Genomic DNA, 20,412 nt, shown 5'->3' with positions numbered 1-20,412 from the left:
TGTACTTCTGTCAATAGCGTAGACACAAAATTAAGGAACAACCACGGCATTAGACAGCCTGATTTCTGTAGTAAATTTGTTCGAAATGATGAGCCGTCTCGTATCCTAGAGTAGAATGTGGTCGTAGTCGATTATAGTCAAACTCAATGTAAGCATAGAGTTCTCTCATGGCTTGTTTACGGGTCTTAAATTTTGTTTGGTACACAAATTCTTTTTTCAACGTGCTATGGAAGGACTCGATACAAGCGTTATCATAGCAATTTCCTTTACGGCTCATGCTGCCAATCATTTTGTACTCTTGTAACTTTGCGCGGTAGTCATGACTAGCGTATTGAGAGCCACGATCAGAGTGATGAATTAATCCTGGCTCAGGCTTGCGACGCTTATATGCCTTCTCTAGCGCGTCTAAAACGAGCTCCCTTGTCATTCGAGCTCCCATTGAAAATCCTACAATTCTGCGAGAGTACAAATCCATTACGCTTGCCAAATACAACCAGCCCTCGCCCGTCTGGATGTAAGTGATATCCGTTACCCAAGCTTTATTCGGCGCTAGCACAGTAAACTGACGATTTAACACATTTTCGAACACAGGCAAGTCATGTTTAGAATTCGTCGTAGCCGTTACTTTCCTTACGGTTATTGACTTCAATCCCATTTCCTTCATACGCCGACTGACCGTTTTGGAAGAAACCGCAGTCCCATTTTTTCTTAATACGGCTGTAATCGTCGGACTTCCTGCGCGTTTTTTAAAGTGATTAAACAGTCTTCTTATCTTCCGATCTAGCGCTTTTAAGCGCTTTTCACGAGCACTAGGTTCCCTCTTAATCCATTTGTAATATCCGCTTCGTGAGACTTCTAAAACGGTGCACATCTTCTCGACCCGGTACTGGAAGCGGTGTTTATAAATAAACGAATAAATCAGCACGGGTCCTTTGTGAAGAAGTGCATCGCCTTTTTTAAAATCTCATTTTCCTCTTTTAATTCGAGGATGCTTTGCTCCAACTTCTTCATTCGTTCATAGTCTACAAACACCTGAGACTGAGATTCTACAGTTCTACTGCCGTACTGTTTAATCCACCGACTTAGGGTACTTTTAGGAATATTTAATTCCTTAGAAATTTCAATTGGTCTCTTATTAGCAGACTCCATGTGTTCAACTGTCTTGCGTTTAAATTCCTCATCATAACTTTCACGTTGTGATCCCATGCCACACCTCGACCTTATTTAATATCTATATTATAAAGGTTGTTCCTTAAGGTGTGTCTACGAAATAGTCTAACTTCAATCAATCGCTCGTTTTGAACAAATAGCGGATCGTAGTTCCGTTTCGATAGAAATTCCGCCTTTTTTCCACATATAGGGGATCGTAGTTCCCTTTCGTATGAAAATCTAAACTTTTTATCCCAAACAACACAATCTAAAACCAGCAAAATTCACTTTCCAGTGGTTTTGCTGGTTTTCTTTGTGTATTTATTGCATGTTATCAAGAAGCCTTCTTGTCGGTGATTTTACCTAAGTGTGGATTCGATTCCGCTCATTTGCTAACTAGTCCCCGCGGGTCAGTTGCATTGGGACTGCATTGCCTAGCAGAATTGAATCAATGCTCGACATCACCCCCTGAAATCGACAGAATTCGACGAATCGTTATAAAAGCTATGCAAAAGGAGTGAATCACGATGGCGAACAATTACAAACGCTTCATTCAAAATCAATTCGAAAAAGCGAAGTCTACCGCTTCCGAATTCATTTCTTCAAGAAGTGAAGAACAAGAAGAAGGCATTATAGAAATCAATCCGAAATTTTATGTTGATCTGAAAGCTATTGCCGACATGCAGCATACGACCGTAGAAGCAATTATCAATGGAATTATTGTCCAATATCTGGAGAGTGCCTCATACGAACCAACCCTCATCTCAGTGGGTCAAAAGGAAGATAATCCACTTCTGTATTTGGATGGTCTTTGCAAACTAGAGGATTAAGGAGTGCTGCATATGGATAACAACTTGAACGTTCAGGATGCAATTTTTCTGGATGAAACAGCTTTAGCCGCTTTAATGAACCCTAAAGACCCTCGTTATGCGAAGGCTCGTTCCCTGTTTCTGGATTTGCATGATCTTGAACGCAATTATATAACAACGAACTCCATTATATTTGAACTTCACGAATGGCTTCGCAATGAATACAGCTACGAGCAGGCGGAATATTTCCTGAATGCAATTGATAAAGCGGTGAATAAAGGCAAGCTGGCGGTTGTCTCCAGTGGCCCCGAATTCGAGGGGGAATCTCGCAGACTGCTTATGGACAGGCCAGAGCTACGATTCTCGCTCAGTGAAGCATTCACTGCTGTGACCATGTCTTATTATCAGGTAAAACGTATTTTTACTTTCAATCGCAATTTCATAATGCTTGCCAATCTGGATAAGGATATTCGAATCATTCCATCCAATTGAAAGCGAATGGATTAGGCTGTCAAGAAAATCTTGACAGTTTTTTTGCTGTCATTACTGATCACCTACAATAGCTTCGCCATTTGTTTACAAGGCTCTTGGATCAAGAATATACTGAAAATACATTTGGTGTACTATGAAGGAGGAAAGTTGGTTATGAAGCTTCGTTGTGCGATTTTAGACGACTACCAGCAAGTGGCGTTGACTGCCGCGGATTGGTCTCAGATTTTGGACAAGGTGGAGGTCAAAAGTATCGATCGGCATATCGATCAACCCGATGAGCTGGTGGAACAGATCGCCGACTGTGAGATTGTCGTGATTATGCGTGAACGGACTCCTTTCCGCGCATCGCTGCTTGCCCGGCTTCCCCGCCTGAAGCTGTTAATTACTACAGGCATGCGCAATGCGTCGATTGACATGGCCGCAGCCGCCTCGCAAGGCGTTACGGTTTGCGGGACGCAAGGCGCAGGAAACGCAACTGCCGAGCTGACGTGGGCTTTGGTTTTGGGGCTCGCCCGCGGCATTGTACAGGAGCACAACGCGATCCGCAGCGGTCAGTGGCAAAGCACGATTGGAGCGGATTTGTACGGCAAGACGCTTGGCGTGCTTGGACTTGGCAAACTGGGCAGCAAGATCGCCAAATTTGGCCATGCATTCGGCATGGATGTCATGGCGTGGAGCCAGAATTTAACGCAAGAGCGGGCCGACGAGATTGGAGTGAGATTAGCTGCTTCCAAGGAGGAGCTTCTGGAGAGCAGCGACTTTGTGTCCATTCATCTTGTATTAAGCGACCGGACAAGAGGGTTGATTAATCCCGCAGATCTCAAGCGTATGCGTCCTTCGGCATACCTGATCAATACGTCACGCGCTCCGATTGTGGATCAAGCTGCGCTTGCCGAGGCTTTGCAGAACGGCTGGATTGCCGGTGCGGCAGTAGATGTGTTCGAAGTGGAACCGTTGCCGCAGGACGATATCTACCGAACGCTTCCGAATCTTCTCACTACGCCGCATATCGGCTATGTATCGAAAGCGAATTATGAGGCCTTTTATACAGACGTGGTTAAAGATATTGAAGCGTATTTATCGGGTTCTCCGGTTCGAACGCTTTCTTGATTCACACGAGACCAATAAAGCAGGCGCCGCGGCGACCTGCTTTATTTAATTGATTGGCTCAACAAACTATGCAGGATAGCGAAGAAACTTTGCAACCTCTAAAATGACTACAACGTCTATTAGCTAAGCGTCAAAGGAGGTTATCCATTGAAAAAACTTTGTTTAGTATTCCTTTTACTAGCGTCATTTTTTCTTAATGTCTGTACCAACAAAGTTGAACCTAAGCAATCTCCAATAGCGGAAACTAATAAATCCAGTTCAGCAGAACTTGTGGGTTATATTACCAAGCTTGAAAATCAAAGGGCCTTAGTGGTTAGTCCGATAAGCAGAGAAATAAATCAAACGAGAAAAGAGTTCTACGATGCAGTATGGGTTTCAAATATGCCCCAAGGTGTAGAGGTTGGACAATACGTTAATGTATGGTTTGAAGGCGCTTTGGCTACTTCTTACCCTGCTGGAGGAAAGGCGTCGAAGGTCGTCATTTCCAACATAAAAAAACCAGAAAAAGCAATCATGTCTCAAGACGAAGTCATACGGAAAGCTTTTTTAAATAAAGATATTTCAAGTATAAACATCTTTGTTATCAATGAAGTAGTTTATGATGACAAATCAGCGGTTTGGACTATTAGGTACAAAAGTGCAATTATTGCAGATGGCCCAATCGAAGAACATAGTATGCAAGTTCCAGATAAATAACCTTAGGGGAGCAGTATGCTGCGGCAGCTGCTCTTTTATTTTTGCTTAGAGCAACAAGCTTTAATAGAACCAACATTCTTTCCACATGGTCATTATTTAAACCAAATGAAACAACGTTTCTCTAGACCCACTTCCTAGATGGCTGGTAATATGAGAAAGCATAACAGGGGCTGAGAGGAGATAGATAATAGAGATGGATCAGCAGATGAGGTTCGATAATTTAAAATTGGGTGAGCGCGGCGCAATAGTGAGCATCATAGCTTATATTTGTTTATCATCTATTAAATTAATAATTGGCTTTCTAGCTGATTCAGAAGCATTAAAAGCCGATGGTTTAAATAATGCGACCGATATTGTAGCATCTATTGCAGTATTAATTGGATTGAAAATCGCCCAAAAGCCGGCAGACCAAGATCATCCTTACGGACATTGGAAGTCGGAGACAATAGCTTCTCTTGTGGCTTCATTCATAATGATGGCTGTTGGTCTACAGGTACTAGTTGAAGCATGCATTTCAATGTTTCAAGGCAGGGAACAAGCACCTGATCTAATGTCGGCTTGGGCTGGTGTTTTTTGTGCAGTTGTCATGTATGCTGTATATCGCTACAATAAAAACCTTGCGCTTAAAATCAATAGCCAAGCTGTAATGGCAGCAGCAAAAGACAACATTTCAGATGCCTTAGTGAGTATTGGAACAGTTATTGGAATCATTGGTGCTCAATTCAATATACCTTGGCTAGACCCACTAACTGCGATAATTATAGGTATTATTATTTGTAAAACAGCTTGGGATATTTTTAGGGAAGCTTCACATCACTTATCAGACGGGTTTGATGAAGAAATCATCGAGTCGTATAAAGATACCGTAATGAACATTGAGGGCGTTGAAGATGTAAAGGAAATTAGGGCAAGGAATTATGGCAGTAATGCTGTGATTGACGTCATTTTGCTAATACAGTCTGATTTAGAGTTTCAAGAAGCCCACGATATTGCAACAAAGGTTGAGGATGAATTGAAAAAGCTGGCCAACGTATATGAAGTTCATGTTCATTATGAACCTTTTGTAACTGAAAGGGGTTCGGCGGTGGGAACGATAGTTTAGGAGTCTGATTGAACATGAGAGGTGACAGGAATATTTAATAAAATGTGGAATTAGTTGTATCGATAGAGAAGGTGAGTTGAGGTAGTTTCAGAAAGCGGGGGGGAGCCTTGTGCTCAAGGAACGTGTCGAGCTTCTGTGCAAGAAGAAGCAAATATCGCGGAAAGACCTCGTGGAGGGACTCGTAACGCAGGCTCATTTTGCCAACATATTGGCAGGAAGGTATCCGTTAGCTGACGATTTGGCGGAGCATATTGCCAGCCGTCTTGGCGTCCCAGTTAACTATTTGAATGATGTAGCAATAGCCGACGAACAGACTTTGCAGCGAGCGGAGCACATTTTCCAGACGATGTCCGGGCAATCGGTCTCCGAAAGCTACGTGGATGCTCTCGAAGATCGGGATGATGCACTCGTGATCGAGCTGACGACTTCCTTTATGAAAGCCATCTATTATCAGCAGATGAACGACAAGACGGCCTACGACTACTTACATCAGACTTACTTAAACCATTATTTAGAGAAATATGGAAAAACAGACCAAGCCGATCTGCCATTACCCTTGAAAAAAGCTCTTCTCCTGTATAAAATACAATACTTTCGCTCCCAGAGCCGCTACGACGACGTGCTAAACGATGTGAATCGTTTGAGTGAGCTTGTGGAAGCCGGGACGGAAATGTGGTTAACCGCGCAAAACATCAGGATGGAAGCATGCGTCCTGTTGAAGCAGTTTGAGCAGGCGAAGCAGGTGTTCGAGCAGACAATGCGACAAATTGTAGATGATCGGCTGTTTCACCGCCTGTCTGGCCTGTATGTGGCATACAGCGGCTACTGCTTCGCGATGGGGCTTGTGCAAGAAGCATTGCGGGCGCTTTCGATGGCCGAAGCCAACCTCGTTTATTTGCAACAGCCTGGCGATATGGTCACGACGATTATGAACAACCGGATTGTCATGCTGACGATGACGGGAGAACAGGATAAAGCGTTGAATGAAATTGTCCGCTTCGAAGCGATGATCGCCAATGAGCCGAAGGAAACCCAGCAAATGTTCGAGCCGGTGACGACCATTTACAGGTGTGAAGCCGCTTTTTCTCAGAGAAATTGGGAATTGCTCTCGGAAGGGGTTGAGCGGTTGCGGACTCTCGATACCAGCACAGATCAGGAGATGGCACTGGCCTTTTATGAAAGCCAACTGGCACTCAACCAAGGGGACATCGAGACGTTTCAGTCCCGTGCGCTGGAATGCTTGCCCTATTTCGAATCTACCTGGCATGCGATGCGACTCGAGCACTTGTACGAAACGCTGGCGGTCGTCTCTGAGGAAAGCCGTCGCTATAAGGAATCGTCCTTTTATTATCGAAAGCTGGTGTATCTGTTAAAAAATAACGGAGGGGGAGGGTCTTCCCGTCAGGTTTAAATACAAAATTTGGAGCGAAACGGTTTATTGAATCGTTTAAGGAACCCGAAGTATTGCAAGTAAGCTTTATTTTGCAAAGAAAATGGAGCTTGAACCTGCAGAAAAACGCGCACTTTTGCTCATTTGTTTGTATGTCTCCGATCCTATTGTCTGGCTAAACAGCCGTCGTATATACTTAAAATACAACGACAAACCAAACAAAGAGAGGCGTGAAGCGATTGATGGGATGGTTCGGAAAAAAGAAAAAACCGCAAGATGCTCTGGAGCAGGCAGATAATCTGATGAATAAGGGACTGTCAGGGCTGCTTATGAAAAGCGCGGTTTCCAAAGAACATAGGGATCGCATCAACCAAAGCCTAGAGACGGCGAAACAGGCGCAAATGGCGTCGAGCGGCATCGTATCGATTAGCGCAACCGCCATCGTCATATCGGTTACGGATACGGGCAAACTTATTAATTTCGATCCGATCGTCGTCCTCGTATTGGATGCGACAGACAACGACGGGAACACGTACCAGACGACATTGGAAACACTCGTATCGAAAATTCAAATTCCGCGCGCGGGAGATCGTGTAGGCTTGGGCCATAACCCGGCAAATCCGTCCGAGCTTATGTATATGGGACTGCTACCGTAAAAGCGAGTGAGTGATATATATTTGCCTTGGGTATCCTTCTATCTATATGGGGGAATCATGGCAAATGGTTTTTTATTTTGCCGACTTTGGGTCTTCTGACATCCATTGGCAACATCTTTTTCACACATTATCTAAATTCATTATTTCTTAACGCCGTTGGAACGAAGGGCACTGCAGTCATTGTATATGCCGAGGAAACAAACTCCCTGTACAATGAGGGTGAAGTCTTCGCCGCCAAATATGTTCCAGGTTTCGAACGCAATATTCTCATCATGAGGGACATGTCGGTTTATGGGCAAAGATGGCTGTTCAACAAGGACTTGAAACCGGTAAATAAAGTCGAAGCCCAGCTTGCAGCAAGACCCGCCAATCCAAAATTCATTACGGAATACCGCCTGGTACTTCAGGCGTTCATCGAAAAGCACCGCGAGGGGCTCGATCCAGCTCTAATGCGTCAATACGAGCAAAAACTCGAAGCGCTTGAGGCGAGGGAACGCGAGCGGCGGCATTAGCAGTGTTGAAGGATTCCTAACCATTTTATATCATCTGTGGTGCACCTCTTGCGCTGTAAAGATGGCTAACGGGGGGATAGTTTATTGACTTCACGACACAACTTGGTGGTGAACGAATGAAGAATGAAGGGGTATGGAACGTGAGCGTTCGGTCCATGGAACAGGAAGAAATCATCTTGGCCCCAAACACCGAGTGGCAGGTGCAGGTACAGGGCTTCCGACTGCATTTGGACATGGATCTGCCTATAGATCTACGTGCTCAAGATCAGATTTTGATTACCGTTGGCGAATTGGGTAGACCCACGTGAGCGGCTTTTATCGGAACTACAGTGGAATGCGGCCCTGAATCCATCCTACTGTATACGAGCCCCCAATACGAGTCGGATCTATTGCATGCACATCGGTTTGAACGCACGTTCTCGCCCCTCATCTCCATAGAAGGAGCTCAGGCTGTCATCGATAGGTTCGGTTTATTCCCCCCGTTTCATTACGATGAAATTACGAAGGTATGTATGGAAGTCTCGGAACGGAATGACATACCGAAGAATCTGTCCGTGACGATAAGGCATACGTCCACAGGCGAGTTGGAACAGTATATTGATCTTTATTTTGAAGACATCCAGCATGAGGATGTAGACCCCGCTGAGGAATGCAATATTTGTTTGCAACTGAGTTTCGCAGACGAAGGCGAGCGTATTCGCGTCAAACTGGATGCCTTGACTGGGTTCGCAGCATCGTTTCTTTGCCGCAAAATTGCTGTCCAATTACACGATATGGGTTGAACCGTTTTTACACTAGACCACTATGCTGGATGAAGATAAAATAGCAGCAGTTTAGGACATTATTTTCTTGTCCATGGCTGCCGCTGTTTTGTTTTTTGTCGCTAGCTTCCATCTCACTATTTCGCATGTTTCAGGATATCACCCGAAATCTGCTCCAGCACCGATTGCTTGCCAATTGCAAAAAATGCTTCATTATAATTTTGTCTACTTGTCATCCGATAGACATTTCCTGCCTTCATCGCCTTGAGGCTGCTCCAAATTTTGCTTTGCTCGAGGACATTATTCTCATTGTTTGCAAGTAGGATCAAATGATCAGGATTCAGTGTGGAAAGCCCCTCCAGATTCGTTACTTTCCCACCCCAAGGATCCGGGTCAGGTGTGCCAGGAGCTTTGGGCAGCTTCAAATCTTGGAAAATCATATCGGCAATTCCTGTGCTGGAATAGATTCTAATTTCTTTCTCAGTGGCTTCAATGACTGCAAATGTTTCCTGTTTGGTGACAGCAGTAATGTGCTCGTGCAATTGTTTGGAACGTTCATCGTACGTCTTCAGCCATGCCTCCATCTCCGCTTTCTTACCGAGAACTTCCGCTACGAACGCAAAGCGTCCACGAAAGGCGTTAAATCCATAAGGTACTCTCACTGTTGGAGCAATTTGCTGCAGTTGTTCGTAAATCTTCTCCTGTGTGGGGCCTGCTAGAATTAGATCGGGGTTCGCCGACAAGATCGCTTCTACGCTAACTTCAGTCTGAAACCAGCCAGCAACGCCGACTTTGTCCCCCAGCTCTTTCTTGAGAATCGGAGTTACTGCTGCAGGGTTAGCCATATCGGTATTTCCGGTTAGCACAGGCCGAAGGCCAAGAACTATCAATTCTTCGGTGGACCCCGAAATATCTACGATTCTTTTGGGATTAACGGGTATATCCACCTGTCCTTTCGCATCCTTGACCGTACGTGTTTGCGACGAATCCGATCCATTAGACGCTGTTGAGGAAGGGGACTGGGAGTTCGAAGGTATGGACGAAGCGGTTCCTGCCCCATTATTATCACTACATCCATACAAAAAAAGCATGAGCACAATAATACCTGCAAACGACATTTTCTTTAGACAGAACATACTTCAATCTCTCTCCATTCAATTGTTGATAATCATTCTCAGTTCATTGAGTTCGATTTTACCTCTTCTCATTGCTGCAAACCACCTGTAGACGGAATACACAACGGTTGGACGGATTATATTTTGGTGCAATATAAAAACGCCAGAAGCCATATCGCTTCTGACGTATTCACCGAAGTGGAGGAGCTTGCAGTGATGCAGCTCTTCTTTTTTATTGAAGTAATAGGCAAGCATACTTGAATCAGTTGAATTATTTGACGAATAATATTAGAGTTAATAAATTATAATTATTTTGATATGGGAGGAATGAAACAATGCAAATACGTGAAATTGAAGAACAGGACAATCAAACAATAGAGCGGATTATTAAACGCTCATTGGAATCATTCAACCTAAATATTCCGGGAACAGCATATTTTGACCCTCAACTGAGCAGTTTGGCACAATATTACAAGGAACAACCAAATTCAAAGTATTGGGTTGCAGTGAATGAACAAAATCAAGTGGTAGGTGGCGTGGGGATTGCACCATTTGGGCAGGAACCGGGAATTTGCGAGTTGCAAAAGCTATACATTGCACCCGAAGCTCAAGGTAGGGGTCTGTCGAAGGATCTTATGAATGCAGCACTCGACTTCGCCAAGGAACACTATACACACTGTTACTTAGAAACATTGAAGAAACTTCAAGCAGCAAATCTCCTTTACATCAAATTAGGTTTCCAACAACTTGAAAGACCACTAGATGGTTCAGAGCATAATGCAACGGACGCTTGGTTTATAAAAGATTTATCGTTTTTGGGTTAGCTTACTGACATTCCGGAGGAAGTCACTAGTTCATTGTGCTTCTTCCCCTGCCTGTAACAACCTGAGCCAGTTCCCAATGATTGAAAGTGCATGTTCAGTTTTTACAATCGAGTCGTGATTTTGATTATCGACGATGCGGACCTCAGCCTTGCAAAATTTTTCATAAAGTGGTTTGTAGGCACTAGCGTCGAATACCTCGTCATCAGACCCAATCATGACGAAAGTCGGTTGAGTCAACTGTGACAAATAATTAGCATAATGATTCCCCACCATGCGCGACAAGGCGAGCCGATAGCTAAGATTGCAGGATTCCGTTCCATGCAGCTGTTCAATTGGTGTGAGTCTGCGGTATACAATAATATGGTTAAAACGGTGAATGCCAAGTGCATTAAGCAGCATTAACAACACATATCGTGGGATGCTCACCTTGGATTCGTTGCCTGAACCACCTTTGCGATCAAGTGGCGCATTGGGGCTAAGTGCGGGTGAAATGAGTAAATAGGCAAAAATGTCCTTATGAATCGGCCGTATGGTTTGTCTGAGCGCGGTTGCCCCTCCAGCAGAATGACCTCCTACAATGATCCTCGCACCGGGATGGTGCTTCTGAACAAAAAAGAACAGGTCTTCCAGATCATCATCAAGCTGCCCGATGTAATCAATGTCGCCGCGTCGAATGGGGCGATTTCCATACCCGCGCAGATCCGGAAGGTACGCGGTAGCGAGCCCAAGTCGGGATACATATTGGCCGAACTCCCTCAAATACAGGCTAGGTTCCGTAATGCCGTGTAGAAAAATAAGCACAACATCGGATGGACCCTCAAAAAAACGGTATGGAAGTTGAGCACCATCACGAGCGGTGTACGTTTCAAAGTCTTCAGGGTAAGTATTCATGAAGATGATCTCTCCTCATTTCTTTGGATCAATAGAAGATTAACAGCCTATCCCAAACAAAACTTGTAGCCGAATCCACGCACCGTCACCACATAACGCGGATTTCCTGGGTCATCTTCAATCTTTTTGCGAAGATTACGGATATGCACCATCACCGTACGTTCATCACTTTCACGATCCCAACCCCAAATGCGGTCATATAGCTGTCCTACATTGAATACTTGGTTGGGGTTTTCGATGAAGAAAGTAAGCAACTGCTTCTCCTTGGCGTACATAGGGACGACGTTCCCATCGATCCGCACATCGTAATTGCCGAAGTCCACCTCCAAGCGCCCATGCCGCCACAGTTGAACATCATTGCGCCTTCCCGCTTGGGAAGCAGCGAGCACAGAACGGCGGAGATGACCAGTGACCCGCGCCACCAGCATCTTCGGATTGAATGGCTTGACGACATAATCGTCCGCACCGTTTTCCAAACCGGCAATGATGTCATCGCTTTCTCGTTTGCATGTAAGGAAAAGGATAATAGCATTGGAATTGGCGCGAATACTTCGGCATAGTTCCATACCGTTCACATCGGGGAGCATAATGTCGAGCACAAACAGATCGAATCTTTCCTTGGAAGCGAGCGCCATCGCCTGCTCACCAGTTTCTGCGACGGATACCTGGTATCCTTCATTGATCAAATAGAGCCGAACTAACTCGCGGATATCCTCCTCGTCCTCGACCAACATAATATGTTCTCCCGCCATGAGTTACATCCTCTCTCCGCTGTCGCTGATCGTATCGAAGTATGCCTGAAGTTTGAAAAAAAACGTACTTCCTTGCCCTGGCTTGCTTTCCACACCAACCGTTCCCCCATGCGCCTCGATGATTTCTTTGGCGATGGCCAGACCTAACCCGGTTCCTACAACGCGTCGTTCTCTCGAACCTTTGCCACGATAGAACCGGTCAAAAATGAAGGGAAGGTCCTCTTCGGCGATGCCCTCCCCGGTATCGGATACACGTAAGGTGATAGCACTTGTCTCATGTTCGAAGAGCAGCTCGATTCGGATTGTTCCTCCTGCTGGCGTAAACTTTCTGGCGTTTGTAAGCAAATTGGAAACGACTTGCTCCATTCGAAGCGGATCGCCGGAAAAAGTGACAGTTCTGCCATCGGTCTCTAAACTCTCTTCGTCTGACTGGAGGCCTTCCCACTCAAACTGCTGGCCGTTCGATCGAAGCTCCGGCTCATACTTTTCATAGATATGGCGGAAATAATCTTCCGCGGGGAGCGGTTCAAAATGAAACGCCATCTGCCTGGCTTCCAGTTTGGACAATTCCATTAAATCGCCAATGATTCGGTCCAAATACACAGTTTTCTCATAGATCAAATTCAAATATTTTGGATTCCCCGGGTCAATGACCCCGTCCTTCATGCCATTTACATAACCTTGAATCGACGTAAGCGGTGTGCCAAGTTCATGCGAAATGCCAGACAACAGGTGGCGTCGGGACGCCTCCAATTGAGAGAGTTCACTATTCGCCTTTTGCAGGTTGACGACAGACTGGCGCAGCTGGACGGTTCTTTCTTTAATTTTTTCTTCCAACGTTTCATTGATCACCAAGAGTTCGCCGGACAGCTTCTCCACTTGTTTGAAAGAACGCGAAAATTTGCGTGACAAAACAAACGACTGTATAAACAGTGCTCCGATCAAGCCGAGAGGAAAGGAATCTCCCGTTGAAACCGTATGATTGTAGTATAAGGTGTCGTTAACGGCAGCGGCTATAAACAATAAAAGCGCCACGCAGTTGAATCCGGCGGCTTCCCTCTTTCTCAGCAGTGCCAGTACATATACGAAAGCGACGTATCCGAAGATCAGCAATATCCACAGCTGAAAAGCAAGCATCATACGGGTATATAAGCCGGCGGAAGTGATGAGCACCACGAACGCGCAAGAGAGACTGACCCAGATGGCGATCTTGCGCAGGTTTCTATTCATTTCTCCGGGGTACTGAGAGTTTACGAGCGCTACGACTAGGGCAATTCCGAGTAAGACGCCGAAATACTCCAGCTTCGTCCCCCACTCCCAATGGATGCCCGGAAACAGCCGAACCGCCAACGTCTCGCCGACAAACAATGTCCGGATGGCAATGACCAAGCACAGCGTGCCAAGGAATAATGGTGACATGTCCTTGCGTCTGAGCGAGAAAATCACAAGATGATAGAACCCCATGATCGCAAGACTCGCTGCCAACGAGGCTTCAATTGTAACTTTCTTGTCCCGTTCATAGCTGATCTGCTCCTCGCTCCCAAGCCGGATGCTTGACCATAATCCACCTTTGCGCTGTACAAAGTTGGAAACCTGCAGCACAAGTTCGATTTGCTGCTTATCTGGCGTAAATGTTACGATTTTGGCGTAATTCCGCGGAATCATACTATCTTTGCTGTTTCCGACAGTGCCGTTGGAAGCGGCGTAACTTCCGTTGATCCAAAGTCGGTAAGCGGTAGCTATCCCTGAGATGTATAAGGCTTCCTGCTTATGGATCTCGCCGGGGGGCAGTTTGATCAGCAGCCGGTATGTAGCGTACCCATTGTTGGAAAGTGGCTTGCCGTCAGACGTGTAGCCATGCCATTCATTTGGCACTTTCACGAATGCGGGATTTAAGGGGAAGGATGGATTATTTAAATCGTTCGGCTCCAGAAGCTGGTTCCAATAAAACTCCCATTCACCAGCCAATGGAAGGTCTCCATCACGTTCCGCGCTCCAGCTTGTCGCATCGAGCACGCCATGGAGAGCCTGTGGGGCTTTGGCTGCAGCCAGAGCTTCGTCAGCCCGAAAAGCCGTACCCAAAAGCATTATGAGAAGCATTACGCTATAAAGCGCAGACTTTCGCATCGGTTCCTCCTCAAATCGAGTGTCGAATCTTGTCTAATGCCACCATTGTAACATAAGACATTTGAAGCAGATATACAGAAGATTCAAGCTTACGTCAGCCAATCCAGCTTGTTCCACCATGCCTCAATCCTGCGAAAAGTTTCTTCACTGATCAACATGCCGTCATGGGTCAGCCCAGGGAGTACTTCGACATCGGCGTCGGTATGCAGAGGGAAGAGAGGGAAACAGCTCCCCGCTGCAAACTCCTCATCTCGTTCACCGACAAGAACCAGCGATGTTCCGGGCAGTGCCTGCATGGAGGATTCATAACGTAAAGGCGGCATCCGCGAAGTTAACAGCCGGTAGCTGAGCGATAGCGTTTCCGTTCTGTCCAGCGTTTCCCCTTGCTTGTTGATGATCATGACCGGCAATCCGTTCAATGTCTCCACGCCGATCTTATTCAACATCATAAGCCCAATCAGTCGCGGCAAACTGAGGCTGACGAGCTTGGTTGCTTTCCCTTTTTTATGGATAAGGGAACTTGTTGAAAGCGCAGGCGAAAGCAGCAGACAGGCATCAATAAGAGACCCGTATTTGCCTGATAAGAGGCGAAGTGCCGTACCGCCCCCGGCCGAATGCCCTCCGAGCGCGATTGGCATAGATGGATGATCCATATGGATGAAGCGAATCAGGTCCGACAGGTCATCCTCCAACTGGCCGATGTAGTCAATATCCCCCCTTCTTCGCGGCTGTTCACCATATCCCCTGAGATTAGGGACGTATACATGCGCCATCCCTTTTTGCGTTATCCGGTTTGCCAAGGAATGAAGATACTTTCCGTCTGTACTTATGCCGTGGAGCAAAATAAATACCGGTTTATCCGGAGAATCCTTGGCGGGATAGTATCGATATTCAAGCTCGTTTCCATCTCTCGCCTTATATTTCGAAAGAGCGGGGAGGTCCGGCAAATCCTGGCTTACCAGAGCCGTTCCGATATCTTCCGCGGTCACTTTTTTACTTTTAGGAGGGAACAAAAGAAGCACGCCTGCCGTTCCTGCATAAAGCAATACTCCCCCAAGGATCGTCAGCAATACGAGAAAACTGAACATGTCCACAGCCCCCTTCGGCAAACTTTACCCCACTGTAACCAATAGAGTTTAAAAATGGTTAAAAAAATCATATTAATTATATTTTTTTAAACCAGTTTTAAACATTCAATGGTACTCTCCATACTTGAGTTCAAGAATTCATGAAGTTTTTTAATGAAAATTATGGGAGTGTGTTTATGAAATTCAAGCTGCTGCGGATTGTGACATTGATGATTATGATTGTGTCGTTATTTCCTGCTCCTGCCTCATTCGCTTCAACGGATGCTTCTCAGACAGGTATTGCCGGTGTCTATCCGGTTAAAGTTGTTTCCTCAGGAAACTTTACAGTCGCTCTAGATGCCGGAGGATCGGTGTGGACTTGGGGGAAAAATAATTATGGCCAACTGGGAACAGGCGATATCGCGGACCACCAATACCCAGTCCAGGTTGCGATTGACGTTTCTCCGAAAATGACGGATATTGCCGCAGGTCCGACTTACACTTTGGCCCTAGACAGCCAAGGCAATGTGTGGGAATGGGGGATGCTGCCGCCAAATTCTAACAACTTAGGGATTACCACTCCAACATTAGTAAATGGTCTAAGCAGCATCCAACAGATTGCCGCAGGTCAAACGATGGCGATGGCATTAACCTCTGATGGGAAAGTGTTCACATGGGGCAGTAATTATTTTGAGGGAGAGCTGGGGCAAGGTGATCAATTCGGTGGTCCACTCGCCAAGAATCTTACCCCCTCGCCAGTTGTTATTGACGCGAACAACACGGTATTGACCGGTATTAAGCAAATTGCTAAAGGCCGCCTGGCCTCATATGCTCTAAAGGACGATGGAACCGTATATCAATGGGGGCTGATAGATCAACAGAATAATACGTCGGTTTCCGCTTCCGTTGCAACTGTTGTCAACGGCATTTCTGGAGCAACAGATATCGTATCTAACCCGAATGCCACTTTCGCATATGCCGTAACAAGCAGCGGTGTCTTCGCCTGGGGGCAAATCAGCCGTGGGCAAATGGGTACAGGGAATACCAATGATTCCTATACCCCCGTTAATGTGACATCTTTGACAGGCAAAAGTTTGAAATCGTTAAGTGTTGGTAATAACCATGTGCTCGCATTAATGAACGATGGCTCTGTTTGGGGAGTAGGCGCTAACTATCGTGGTCAACTAGGCGATCCTCAACTATATTGGCAAGCAACCGAGTTCACGAAAATCACAACCGTATCCAACGCAAAAGCTGCTTTTGCAGGTTATGACAATTCCTTTTTCATCAATGAGGATGGTACTGTCATTGCAAGCGGATCAAACTATGATATTAACACGCGCATTTATGGACTGTTGGATGTCGGTTATAATTTCGATATTACAAATAAACCAATACCCATGATTCCTTTTGCGTCATCGTACGTTGTAGCGCCAAAACCATTAAAAAATGTTTCCATTCAAGTGGTTAATAATGATCAATTAAAGTTTACGTATGATATTCCGGCTTTGTCGAATTTGGACAAGATCTATTTTGATGTTGTTCCGATGGGTGGAAGCACTTCAAGCCTGAGCGAATCAACCGGTAGATACGACTCGCCGTACGGTGTTACAGGAGTAACTCATACACTTTATGGTCACTTGCCACCGGGAACGTATAGTGTAAAAATTCATACCGAATATACAGGGAATCGCTCCGTTTCGGAAACCTTAGCCTACGATAATAATGGCAAAGGGTACACGGTAAGCCCAGGTTCCGTGACGTTAAGAGTACCGGTTAAGGAATGGAATGCGTCAACGGGGGCAAATCAATCAGTGTCGAACTCCGTCTACGGTTCTGTTTACAGTGCTCCTGTTTCTGGGGTTACAGTTACGATTGTAGATGATGATGATTTTCGAAATACAAAGACAGCTGTCACCTCAACGGATGGAGTTGCCGTTTTCAATCATTTGTATCCTGGTCTATATCATGTAGGTATTACAAACGGCACGAACGGTGAGGTAGATGAAACTATCGTTCAGGATCCGGTTTTTGTATTCGGAAGCCAGGTTTCACATACGCTTCAGACGATTTCGAATACGCAGCCGACTAAATTTCTATACCGACAAGATTCTAATACGTCGGCAGGGAAAATTTCCGGTTATATGTCCTGGTATCCCTCATCTGCGTTATGGCAGCCAACGGATTATCGCTTTTATTTCGAAGATGGAAAAGGGAATAAGCTAGGCGACATGATTCTCGATACACCGTTTGTTCCTGATTGGACGAATTATGCTCCGGATGTACCAGAAACCAATATCCCAACCGGTGCAATAGGAATTCGTTTATACACCTTTGATGGAACATCCGAGCATATCACCCCAGATTTCGCTAGTCTGTGGAATGATTCGATGCTGCCGCTGCATGCATCTATGCAAAGCACAGATTCGACTGGAAACAATTTGAGTGGGACTATCAAGTGGGATGCAGCATCAAATGAGACAGGCATATCAAGCTATGTTATCATGCCTGACTTTCAGACGATTAACGGCAATAATGAACGTAATGAAATTAGAATTGCGGAGATACCGGCAACTGGAGCTTCTGCATACGCCTATAACTTATCTGATTTCCTTCTCTTGGATAACTATAGCTCCCCGTCTAAAGCCAACCAATACATGATTGGTGTAGAAAATGCGATGGGGCAATTGTTAGGATATTTGAATACCAACCGACAATTTGTCCCTCATACTTCAGCTGTTACGATTACTCCTTATTCGCCTGACACAGGTGGCAACACGGGAGGCAATAACGGAGGCAACACAGGAGGCAACACAGGAGGCAACACAGGAGGTAACACAGGAGGCAACACGGGAGGCAACACAGGAGGCAACACGGGAGGCAATACCGGAGGCAACACAGGAGGCAACACAGGAGGCAACACAGGTGGCAACACGGGAGGCAACACAGGTGGCAGCACGGGTGGCAGTACGGGAGGCAACACAGGAGGCAACACGGGAGGCAACACAGGTGGCAGCACGGATGGCAGTACAGGAAGCGACACAGGGGGCAGCACACAATCACCATCTGTGAAACAGGGGAGTGACGGCAGCCTTTCCTTAAATCCGACAACGGTTACCGATTCCAATGGGCACAAAGTTTCGCAAGTTAGCGTGGATACAAAAACGATTCTGGATGCGTTGGATCATTTGTCATCATCTAGTGATAAAGATCTGGTGGTCATGCAAATACCATCGGACGAGTGGGATGATTTTGAGCTTTATTTCGACGCAGAACTTTTTCAAAAATTACTGAACAAAAACCCGAAAACGGTACTGGCCATCCAGTCCAAGTTTGCAGCTTTTCATTTTTCCGCTAGTACTGTGCACAAATCGATTGAACAATTCAAGGTACCTTTGGCTGGTGCACATGTAAAGCTGCGTATGTCAAAGAAGAGTCTGGTAAACGATGAACTTTTGCATCAATTACAGATATCGTCCGTTACGACACCAATCGATTATAAGATGAACTTTATTGAGAAAAGTGGATCGGACCATGCCATGAATCAGTTTGACTCGTATATGAAACACCTTTTAAATGTGCCAAGTTCATTTGGCGAAACAACGTTTGGGCATCTCGTTGGCGTGATGATTGATCCGGCAATCGGTAAATATCATCCTGTGCCAGCCATATTTACGAAAGATTCGAAAGGAAATCTGCAGGCGCACATCTATGGAAGAAATAATGCCGTGTATGCTGTTGTTCAAAATAGTAAAACATTCCGCGACGTTGAGAACAGTTATGCGAAAGATGCGATTGATACACTGGCTTCCAAATATGTGCTAAACGGATACGAAGATGGCAGCTTTAAGCCAAGCAAAACGGTAACTCGTGCCGAATTTATTGCGATGCTTACGCGAGCGCTTGGCGTTACTCCTGATACGAGTGATAGTCAACCCATTTTTAAAGACGTGAAGTCCGGCGATTGGTTCGCGCAATCCGTTGGGGCTGCAGTGAAAGCACATTTGATCAATGGTTACTCCGATGGAACCTTTAAACCGAATGTAGAGATAAGTAGAATGGAAATGCTGCAAATGATCTACAATGCCATGTATTCGAGTGGAATGTGGAAAGAAAAGATATCCTCGGTGGATATCGACAAAATTCTCTCTCCTTATGCCGATCATGATAAAATTCAAGACTGGGCGAAAGAAGCGATGGCTGTAGCGATAAAAGCAAATATTACAAGCGGCGTGGCGAATAACCAGCTGGCTCCTGCCATGAATGCAGATCGCGCTCAGAGTGCATCATTTTTGTATCGTATGTTAAAGAGTTTAAACCTAATTAACTAATTCCGCTGCTTAGTGACTGCAAGTCATTACTAGGCTCAACAATATTCAACACAACAAGCCGCCAGTAAAAACTGGCGGTTTTAACGTTTTATTAATAGCGATTGCGTAGAAGCATCCACCTATGACAGCAACGGCAGATGGAGTTTTACAATCGTTCCTCTGCCCAACTGGCTTTCGAAATCCGAGGTAAAGCTCTCGTTAAAATACAAAGGGGTGACCTGAACCTGAATCTTTTTTCCGGTATTTGGAGTCTAATTGATGTAAATCAATATATCCTTAAGGGGGGACTATTTTGTCAAATAAATTGATGGGTGCAGCAGCAATTATATTAGATTCAGAAAGACGCATTTTACTGGTAAAACACAGCTACGGTAAAAATAATTGGGATCTTCCAGGTGGAAAATCTGACATGCATCATTTTGTTTTCATTTCAAATAACGAAAATAATCAAGAACCTGAGCCAAGTTCACCTGAGATTTTGGAGTGCAGATATTGCTCGATCGATGATCTACCAAAGCCAATTAGTGATTTCACTTATAAACGTAACAGGATGCTTTATAGCATGATAGACAGCTTCTATTCCACATTGTAGGACCGAGACAGTGGATCGAATAATCTTCTGCCTAAT

Annotated in this window: 18 protein-coding genes and 1 pseudogene; 13 read left to right on the top strand and 6 right to left on the bottom strand. The window is 45.4% G+C overall.

The annotated features are described in order from the left end of the window. Positions 1-49: 49 nt before the first annotated feature. Positions 50-1,206, bottom strand: a pseudogene (locus BC351_RS04010) (IS3 family transposase). Positions 1,207-1,676: 470 nt separating this feature from the next. Here BC351_RS04010 and BC351_RS04000 point away from each other — a divergent pair. The 10 genes from BC351_RS04000 (at position 1,677) to BC351_RS03955 (ending at position 8,698) form a co-directional block, all read left to right on the top strand. Then, the gene (locus BC351_RS04000; RefSeq protein ID WP_079409417.1) at positions 1,677-1,979 is read left to right on the top strand and encodes a hypothetical protein; all 303 of its coding nucleotides are present in this window, start codon (positions 1,677-1,679) and stop codon (positions 1,977-1,979) included. Positions 1,980-1,991: 12 nt separating this feature from the next. Further along, entirely contained in the window at positions 1,992-2,450 is a 459-nt protein-coding gene (locus BC351_RS03995) for a type II toxin-antitoxin system VapC family toxin (RefSeq protein WP_079409416.1), read from the top strand. A gap of 153 nt (positions 2,451-2,603) precedes the next feature. After that, positions 2,604-3,560 (top strand): D-2-hydroxyacid dehydrogenase family protein, encoded by a 957-nt coding sequence (locus BC351_RS03990; protein ID WP_079409415.1) that lies wholly within the window; start codon positions 2,604-2,606, stop codon positions 3,558-3,560. Positions 3,561-3,707: 147 nt separating this feature from the next. Then, the gene (locus tag BC351_RS03985) at positions 3,708-4,256 is read left to right on the top strand and encodes a DUF3221 domain-containing protein (RefSeq protein ID WP_079409414.1); all 549 of its coding nucleotides are present in this window, start codon (positions 3,708-3,710) and stop codon (positions 4,254-4,256) included. A gap of 193 nt (positions 4,257-4,449) precedes the next feature. Then, on the top strand, positions 4,450-5,358 hold the full coding sequence (locus tag BC351_RS03980) for a cation diffusion facilitator family transporter (RefSeq protein ID WP_079409413.1): 909 nt from the start codon (positions 4,450-4,452) through the stop codon (positions 5,356-5,358). Positions 5,359-5,467: 109 nt separating this feature from the next. After that, complete coding sequence (locus tag BC351_RS03975) at positions 5,468-6,769, top strand: helix-turn-helix transcriptional regulator (RefSeq protein WP_079409412.1); 1,302 nt, start codon at positions 5,468-5,470, stop codon at positions 6,767-6,769. A 218-nt stretch (positions 6,770-6,987) separates the two neighbouring features. After that, positions 6,988-7,404 (top strand): basic helix-loop-helix domain-containing protein, encoded by a 417-nt coding sequence (locus BC351_RS03970; protein ID WP_208629576.1) that lies wholly within the window; start codon positions 6,988-6,990, stop codon positions 7,402-7,404. A 26-nt stretch (positions 7,405-7,430) separates the two neighbouring features. Further along, positions 7,431-7,916 (top strand): hypothetical protein, encoded by a 486-nt coding sequence (locus BC351_RS03965; protein WP_144028266.1) that lies wholly within the window; start codon positions 7,431-7,433, stop codon positions 7,914-7,916. A 116-nt stretch (positions 7,917-8,032) separates the two neighbouring features. Continuing rightward, entirely contained in the window at positions 8,033-8,224 is a 192-nt protein-coding gene (locus BC351_RS03960) for a hypothetical protein (RefSeq protein ID WP_079409409.1), read from the top strand. 81 nt (positions 8,225-8,305) lie between these two features. After that, positions 8,306-8,698 (top strand): Imm50 family immunity protein, encoded by a 393-nt coding sequence (locus BC351_RS03955; RefSeq protein WP_158081976.1) that lies wholly within the window; start codon positions 8,306-8,308, stop codon positions 8,696-8,698. A 116-nt stretch (positions 8,699-8,814) separates the two neighbouring features. On the opposite strand, the gene BC351_RS03950 is transcribed toward BC351_RS03955, so the two are convergent. Continuing rightward, positions 8,815-9,813 carry an ABC transporter substrate-binding protein gene (locus BC351_RS03950; RefSeq protein ID WP_079409407.1) on the bottom strand — a complete coding sequence of 333 codons (999 nt, stop codon included), beginning with the start codon at positions 9,811-9,813 and terminating at the stop codon, positions 8,815-8,817. A 314-nt stretch (positions 9,814-10,127) separates the two neighbouring features. Between BC351_RS03950 and BC351_RS03945 the strand changes: the two genes are divergently transcribed. Beyond that, on the top strand, positions 10,128-10,616 hold the full coding sequence (locus BC351_RS03945; RefSeq protein ID WP_079409406.1) for a GNAT family N-acetyltransferase: 489 nt from the start codon (positions 10,128-10,130) through the stop codon (positions 10,614-10,616). Between the two features lie 30 nt (positions 10,617-10,646). On the opposite strand, the gene BC351_RS03940 is transcribed toward BC351_RS03945, so the two are convergent. From BC351_RS03940 to BC351_RS03925, 4 genes are all read right to left on the bottom strand, one after another. Continuing rightward, the gene (locus BC351_RS03940) at positions 10,647-11,507 is read right to left on the bottom strand and encodes an alpha/beta hydrolase (protein ID WP_079409405.1); all 861 of its coding nucleotides are present in this window, start codon (positions 11,505-11,507) and stop codon (positions 10,647-10,649) included. Positions 11,508-11,554: 47 nt separating this feature from the next. Next, complete coding sequence (locus BC351_RS03935; RefSeq protein WP_079409404.1) at positions 11,555-12,259, bottom strand: response regulator transcription factor; 705 nt, start codon at positions 12,257-12,259, stop codon at positions 11,555-11,557. Between the two features lie 3 nt (positions 12,260-12,262). Further along, positions 12,263-14,386, bottom strand: a complete 2,124-nt coding sequence (locus BC351_RS03930) for an ATP-binding protein (RefSeq protein ID WP_079409403.1) — start codon at positions 14,384-14,386, stop codon at positions 12,263-12,265. Positions 14,387-14,475: 89 nt separating this feature from the next. Continuing rightward, positions 14,476-15,474: an alpha/beta hydrolase gene (locus BC351_RS03925; protein WP_079409402.1), complete on the bottom strand. Its 999-nt coding sequence runs from the start codon at positions 15,472-15,474 to the stop codon at positions 14,476-14,478. Positions 15,475-15,650: 176 nt separating this feature from the next. On the opposite strand from BC351_RS03925, the gene BC351_RS03920 reads away from it, so the two are divergent. Both BC351_RS03920 and BC351_RS03915 read left to right on the top strand, forming a co-directional pair. Further along, positions 15,651-19,784: an S-layer homology domain-containing protein gene (locus tag BC351_RS03920; RefSeq protein ID WP_158081975.1), complete on the top strand. Its 4,134-nt coding sequence runs from the start codon at positions 15,651-15,653 to the stop codon at positions 19,782-19,784. Between the two features lie 292 nt (positions 19,785-20,076). Then, entirely contained in the window at positions 20,077-20,376 is a 300-nt protein-coding gene (locus tag BC351_RS03915; protein WP_079409400.1) for an NUDIX hydrolase, read from the top strand. The last annotated feature ends 36 nt before the right edge of the window (positions 20,377-20,412 follow it).

The sequence above is a fragment of the Paenibacillus ferrarius genome (assembly GCF_002027705.1).
Classification (GTDB): domain Bacteria; phylum Bacillota; class Bacilli; order Paenibacillales; family NBRC-103111; genus Paenibacillus_E; species Paenibacillus_E ferrarius.
This window is presented reverse-complemented; position numbering and strand designations above follow the sequence as displayed.

What these genes read in the sequence shown, in the direction of transcription:
- BC351_RS03935 (WP_079409404.1), bottom strand. Translation starts at nt 12,259, where the DNA reads ATGGCGGGAGAACATATTATGTTGGTCGAGGACGAGGAGGATATCCGC.
- BC351_RS03920 (WP_158081975.1), top strand. Translation starts at nt 15,651, where the DNA reads ATGAAATTCAAGCTGCTGCGGATTGTGACATTGATGATTATGATTGTG.
- BC351_RS03940 (WP_079409405.1), bottom strand. Translation starts at nt 11,507, where the DNA reads ATGAATACTTACCCTGAAGACTTTGAAACGTACACCGCTCGTGATGGT.
- BC351_RS03945 (WP_079409406.1), top strand. Translation starts at nt 10,128, where the DNA reads ATGCAAATACGTGAAATTGAAGAACAGGACAATCAAACAATAGAGCGG.
- BC351_RS03960 (WP_079409409.1), top strand. Translation starts at nt 8,033, where the DNA reads ATGAAGAATGAAGGGGTATGGAACGTGAGCGTTCGGTCCATGGAACAG.
- BC351_RS03995 (WP_079409416.1), top strand. Translation starts at nt 1,992, where the DNA reads ATGGATAACAACTTGAACGTTCAGGATGCAATTTTTCTGGATGAAACA.
- BC351_RS03990 (WP_079409415.1), top strand. Translation starts at nt 2,604, where the DNA reads ATGAAGCTTCGTTGTGCGATTTTAGACGACTACCAGCAAGTGGCGTTG.
- BC351_RS03980 (WP_079409413.1), top strand. Translation starts at nt 4,450, where the DNA reads ATGGATCAGCAGATGAGGTTCGATAATTTAAAATTGGGTGAGCGCGGC.
- BC351_RS03925 (WP_079409402.1), bottom strand. Translation starts at nt 15,474, where the DNA reads ATGTTCAGTTTTCTCGTATTGCTGACGATCCTTGGGGGAGTATTGCTT.
- BC351_RS04000 (WP_079409417.1), top strand. Translation starts at nt 1,677, where the DNA reads ATGGCGAACAATTACAAACGCTTCATTCAAAATCAATTCGAAAAAGCG.
- BC351_RS03950 (WP_079409407.1), bottom strand. Translation starts at nt 9,813, where the DNA reads ATGTTCTGTCTAAAGAAAATGTCGTTTGCAGGTATTATTGTGCTCATG.
- BC351_RS03930 (WP_079409403.1), bottom strand. Translation starts at nt 14,386, where the DNA reads ATGCGAAAGTCTGCGCTTTATAGCGTAATGCTTCTCATAATGCTTTTG.